The organism is Rhodococcus sp. T9N, from assembly GCF_024436645.1.
Classification (GTDB): Bacteria; Actinomycetota; Actinomycetes; order Mycobacteriales; family Mycobacteriaceae; genus Rhodococcus_F; species Rhodococcus_F qingshengii.
On the sequence record NZ_JAMSKS010000018.1, the window covers coordinates 142,079 to 146,895 of the forward strand.

The window sequence follows — 4,817 nt, forward strand, 5'->3', positions numbered from 1 at the left end:
AGCGCCCCGCCCCGCATGATCTCCGCGGCCGCCGAGTGCGTAGCCGCGTCCGAATCAACAGCGCGAAAGCAAGAGGCTGATCGCGCCTCTCAAGCAGTCGTACCCAGAATCGGCAAGCGCATGCACCGCCCCACCAGTCGATGTCACGTACGTATCGCTCATGTTTCGCGTGCCCGATATGTACTAAAAGTGTGAATGCGTCTCGTCACCTCGGTAATGTCCCACTCCGAGAAGACACATCCCCCGAGGGGAGCAGGCGCATGGACATCACCACCATTACCGACGTGATACGCCGACCACCGGATCGCCCAGGGGACGTGTGGCGTCCCGGCGACGCCTGGCTCGCGGGAGGAACGTGGCTGTTCTCAGCAGAACAACCCGACACGCGTCGACTGGTCGACCTCACCGCGCTCGGTTGGACACCACTGGAGGTCGGCCCGACTCATTTCGGTGTCGGAGCTACGTGCACCGTTGCCGAACTGTATGCGTTTGTCCCGCCGGACAATTGGCGTGCGAGTCCACTTATTCGCGTCAGCTGCGAGTACTTCCTCTCGTCTTTCAAGGTGTGGAATTCGGCCACCGTAGGCGGCAACATCTGTATGTCGCTTCCGGCCGGACCGATGATCACCCTGGCAGTTGCACTCGAGGCTTCGTTCACACTATGGGCTACCGACGGAACAGTGAGGACCGTCGACGCGTGCGACTTCGTGACCGGTGACCACCAGAATGTCCTGGAGCCGGGCGAAGTCCTTCGGAGCATCGAGTTCCCGGTGCACGCACTCACCAAACGGCACGCCCACCGCCGCTTCAGTCTCACGCACCTCGGCCGTTCGACGATCTTCATGATCGCGACGCAGACTCCTGGCGCCGACGACTTTCACCTCACCATCACCGCCGGCACCACCCATCCGATCCGGCTGACGTTCGACACCATGCCGGACGAGCACTCTCTGCGACGAGCCGTCGACTCCATTTCGGCCGACATTTGGTTCGACGATCCCAACGGAACCCCAGACCACCGCCTCCACCTCGCCCGCCACTACGCCGACGAGCTCCGAAACGAACTCACGGGGAGCCAGTCATGAGCTACACGGTGAACGACCGGCAGTTCCACGAGGAGCCGTTCCCGGGACAGTGTCTCCGGACGTTTCTTCGGCACCTCGGACACCACGGGGTGAAGAAGGGGTGCGACGGCGGGGACTGCGGGGCGTGCACAGTGTGGCTCGACGGAACACCGATACACAGCTGCATCACGCCCGCCTTTCGCGCCGACGGTCGCGCGGTAACCACGATCGAGGGACTCGGCACGCCCGAAGATCTCCATCCGATTCAGCAGCAGTTCCGGGATGCACCCGGCTTTCAGTGTGGGTTCTGCACCGCCGGGATGATCATGACCTCGGCGGCGCTCACCGACGCGCAGAAAGAAGACTTGCCGCGAGCGCTCAAGGGAAACCTGTGCCGCTGCACCGGTTACCGATCCATCGAAGACGCGGTCAACGGTGTCGGTGCTGTCGAAGTTGCCCTCCCGGGACAGGCCGTCGGAACCAGCGTCGGGGCGCCGGCGGCCACCGACGTGGTGACCGGCCGAGCCGAATACACTATGGACACCGCGATCGACGGCATGCTGCACCTGAAAGTGCTGCACTCGCCTCACGCACATGCCCGCATCACCTCCATCGACACCACCGAGGCGCTCGCCGTCCCCGGTGTCCATCGCGTCTACACCTGGAAAGACGTGCCGCGCAAGCTCTTCACCACGGCAATACATACCGACCACCTTGTCGATCCGGACGACACCTACATTCTCGACAACGTCGTGCGGTTCGTGGGTCAGCGTGTAGTGGCCGTCCTCGCCGACTCCGTCGTCGCTGCGGAAGAAGGCCGTCGGAAGGTGAAGGTCGATTACGAGATCCTGCCTTCCGTGTTCGATCCGGAAGAGGCCATGGCCGACGGCGCTCCAGCCCTGCACGGATCCGACGATCCCTTTGTTCGAGATCCCGAGCACAACATCCTGCTCGAACTTCACGGTCATGTGGGCGACGTCGAGGCAGGGTTCGCCGAGGCCGACGTCATCCACGAAGGCACCTACTTCTCGCCGCGGGTTCAGCACGCGCACCTCGAGACGCACGGTTCGATCTCCTGGATGGAAGACGGACGCCTTCACGTTCGCACAAGTTCGCAGTCCCCCTCCATCGCCAAGGTCAAACTCGCCCATCTCTTCGACCTCCGCCCGGATCAGCTACGCGTGTTCTGCAAACGCGTGGGCGGCGGGTTCGGAGGAAAACAGGAAGTGATCAGCGAGGATCTGGTGGCGCTCGCCACCCTCGACACCGGTCGTCCCGTCTGCCTCGAGTTCACCCGAGAAGAAGAGTTCACCACCGCGTCGCCGCGTCATCCGATGAAGCTCACGATCAAGCTCGGTGCCAAGTCGGACGGAACCCTCACAGCCTTTCAGTATCGCAACGTATCGAACACCGGTGCGTACGGAAACCACGGTGGAGAGACACTCTTTGCCGGCGGCGCGGCAGTATCGCTCTACCGCTGCGCCAACAAGAAGTTCGATGCGTATTCCGTGTACACCAATAACGTCCCGAGCGGCGCTCTGCGTGGGTACGGGATGACGCAACCGGCCTTTGCCGTGGAATCGGCCATGACCGAATTGGCCGTCGCGCTGAACATGGATCCGCTCGAACTGCGTCGACGCAATATCGTCCGACCGGGCGATTCGCTGATCGCACTCGAAGACGGCCCAGACGACGTGATCTTCACCGAAGACGGACTGGGGCAATGCATAGATCTGATCGACGCCGCGTTGAAGCGCCAACCGGTTCCCTCGCTCGGAGCGGATTGGCTGATCGGCACCGGCACTGCCAGTTCGCTACACGAGACCGCGCCACCCACCGAGCACATTTCCGAGGCTTGGCTCACCCTCGGCGAAGACTGTGTATACGAACTTGCCATCGGCACAGTCGAATTCGGTGAGGGAACTTCTACCGCCCACGTGCAGATCGCCGCAAATCAGCTGGGCACAACTCCGTCGCGTGTACGAATCATTCAGTCGGACACCGACCGAACCGGTTTCGACACAGGCGCTTTCGCCAGCGCCGGCCTGTTTGTCGCTGGGAACGCGGTACTTCGCGCGTCGAATGCGCTCCGCGATCGCCTACTTGCCTTCGCCGCGCACCACACCGGCGTGTCGATTGACCAGTGCTCGATGGACGACGACAAGATCGTCTGCGGTAGTACTCGATTAACACTGCAAGAGATACTCGAGGCCGCGCGCCCGCGCGGGATCCGATTCACCGAGGCGCGGAAGGCATACGGATCTCCGCGCAGCGTGGTGTCCAACACTCATGGCTTCCGGATTGCCGTCCATCGCATCACCGGCGAGATCCGCATTCTCTACAGCGTCCAAGCCACCGACGCTGGGGTGATCATCAATCCGGCGCAGGTGCGGGGACAGATCGAAGGTGGCGTCGCCCAGGGCATCGGCTTCGCACTCACCGAGAACTTCCACGTAGACGCAAACGGCGCGATGATGAACCCGAATCTACGTAACTACCGGATCCCGACATATGCAGATATCCCACGCACGGAGGTGATCCTCGTCGAGTCATCAGACTCCGTCGGTCCTCTCCGCTCCAAGGGCATGGCGGAGTGCTGCATCAATCCGGTTGCCCCTGCATTGGCGAACGCACTGCAGGATGCAACCGGGTCACGATTCCGGTCGCTACCGCTCACCCCGGAACGCATCTACACAGGCCTGAACCGATGACCGCGCACACGTCGGCGGACAGCGCCGCGACGGTCATCATCGGCCAGCGAGTGCGTGCCGGACTGGAGAAAGAATTCGAGGTATGGCAGAAAGATCTCAACCGGGCGGCCGCAGATTATGCAGGCTTCCTCGGGGCAGAAATCGCGGCTCCGACGCCCACCCAACCTGATTGGGTGATCGTGTACCGATTCGACTCCATCGCTCATGTTCAAGCGTGGATCAACAGCGCGACGAGGCAGAACTACCTCGACAGCGGTCGTCAGTTCTTCGACGGCCCGGCCACGCAGCAGGTAGTGAGCGGCGGGATCAGGCCTCCGGACCCACTGCTGACCGTCGTAGTGACGCACCGAGTCGGTGACGACAGCATCGACGAGTTCCTTGCCTGGCAGGATCGCCTTCGGGAGGTGGAGAGTGCTTTCGACGGATTCCGCGGCACCGAACTGTTTCGCCCCGTCGACGGTGTGCAGGATGAATGGACCCTGCTGTATCGCTTCGACAATGCTGCCCACCTCGATACGTGGCTGACTTCCCCTGAGCGACAACAACTCCTCGCCGAGGGCCGCAAGTTTCACGACTTCGAACTGCGAACCGTGGACAATTCGTTCGGCAGTTGGTTTGCCTTCGACGAGAACGGAAACGAGGCCCCTCCACCTTCGGAGACAAAAACCTCGATCGCGGTCTGGGTCGGTCTCTACCCGACTGTCGTCTTGCTTACTTTGGCGCTGTCACCGCTGAAGCTGCCACTCTGGCTCGGATTGTTGATCGGCAATCTGCTGTCGAGCTTCATCATGAGTTTCTTCACGATGCCGTACTACGTGAATCGACTCCTGCGCCGTTGGCTGCGTCCGCCTCCGGGGATTCCTGTCGCAAAAACCAACGCACAAGGGGTGGCAATCGTCGCTGCGGTGACCTTGTTCTGGGTGGTCGTCTTCTATCTGGTGACTACTCAGTTCTGGTCGCTGCCTTGAACTCTCCGGTACACGAAAAGAGCAATGATCAGAACCTGTGGATGGTTCTCGGCGAGGCGGCGTGAGTGGGCGCA

The 4,817-nt window shown here is 61.9% G+C and carries 3 protein-coding genes; all 3 read left to right on the forward strand.

The annotated features are described in order from the left end of the window. The first annotated feature begins 260 nt into the window (after nt 1-260). Genes M1L53_RS25245 through M1L53_RS25255 form a run of 3 tightly spaced genes read left to right on the forward strand, consistent with a single transcriptional unit; the run spans nt 261 to nt 4,743 of the window. Nucleotides 261-1,085, forward strand: coding sequence for an FAD binding domain-containing protein (locus M1L53_RS25245; protein ID WP_007733027.1), 825 nt, complete (start codon nt 261-263; stop codon nt 1,083-1,085). Next, nucleotides 1,082-3,775, forward strand: a complete 2,694-nt coding sequence (locus M1L53_RS25250) for a molybdopterin-dependent oxidoreductase (RefSeq protein ID WP_054186590.1) — start codon at nt 1,082-1,084, stop codon at nt 3,773-3,775. The genes M1L53_RS25245 and M1L53_RS25250 overlap by 4 nt, the downstream gene beginning before the upstream one ends. After that, a complete protein-coding gene (locus tag M1L53_RS25255) occupies nt 3,772-4,743 on the forward strand; it encodes an antibiotic biosynthesis monooxygenase (protein ID WP_054186591.1) in 972 nt (323 codons plus the stop codon). The genes M1L53_RS25250 and M1L53_RS25255 overlap by 4 nt, the downstream gene beginning before the upstream one ends. Nucleotides 4,744-4,817: the final 74 nt, after the last annotated feature.

Coding starts and splice junctions, on each gene's coding strand:
- M1L53_RS25250 (WP_054186590.1), top strand. CDS start 1,082: ATGAGCTACACGGTGAACGACCGGCAGTTCCACGAGGAGCCGTTCCCG.
- M1L53_RS25245 (WP_007733027.1), top strand. CDS start 261: ATGGACATCACCACCATTACCGACGTGATACGCCGACCACCGGATCGC.
- M1L53_RS25255 (WP_054186591.1), top strand. CDS start 3,772: ATGACCGCGCACACGTCGGCGGACAGCGCCGCGACGGTCATCATCGGC.